General features: G+C 46.1%; 1 pseudogene. It reads left to right on the top strand.

The window, feature by feature from the left end:
* A pseudogene (locus R7Q48_RS26360) lies at positions 1–805 on the top strand (lipase); the annotation flags it as partial.

The raw sequence follows: 805 nt of genomic DNA, 5'->3' as shown, positions 1-805 counted from the left end.
AATGGTAAATCTCTTTATGTTCAGTTTGCCGATTCTCTTGATGAATCTAGCGAATACATTTTCGCAGTCACACAAGACGTAACTGACGTTAATGGCGAGCCTATTGGCACCTCTTCAAGCTACGCGGTGGCAAAGAGCAAACAAGTTAAGTACGAATCAGGCGATCTTGCATCTGTACAAGCGGTAACAGAAGCTGTCGAAGGCATTTTTGGTCTAGCGCAAGTCAACCCCGCTGATATTGTCTACTCATCATGGTTCAGCACTCAATCTGTAGGTGACACGTTAGCGGCTGTTAAAGGTGTTACTGCGACAGGTTTTGCTACTGGCGCGAACACGCTAAATACCATTTACAAAAATGATACTAACGAGAATGCTGTCGACCTTGCTACTGCGTACACAATGGTGCTTGGTGAGACACAAGACTTTATGACAGCGTTAGATTCGGACAGTGACTTTAATAAATACGTCAGTGACTTAGATGCAGCGAAAACCGCGATTAAAGGTCTTTACGTGCAATCTGGCGCGAGTGTGAATGTTACTCAGGGTCAAGTAAGACTGCCACACTACCTTGAAAAAGGCGCAAACTGGAACATGCAACCGATGGTGTCTGCGATGCCAAGCCTAGCGAAGCTAAACGCAGCACTTACCGATCCAGCAGAACAAGCGAACATGGTTCAGCAACTTTCTTCTGGCGTTTTCGCAAGCTCTCCTGTAGACGTTAGCAAGCTGGCAACAGATCCAACAGAGCAGCTAAAACTGGTAGGCTCGAAACTGTACTTAAACGACGGTACACAATTGGATAGCG

The sequence above is a fragment of the Vibrio sp. 378 genome (assembly GCF_033339435.1).
This window is presented reverse-complemented; position numbering and strand designations above follow the sequence as displayed.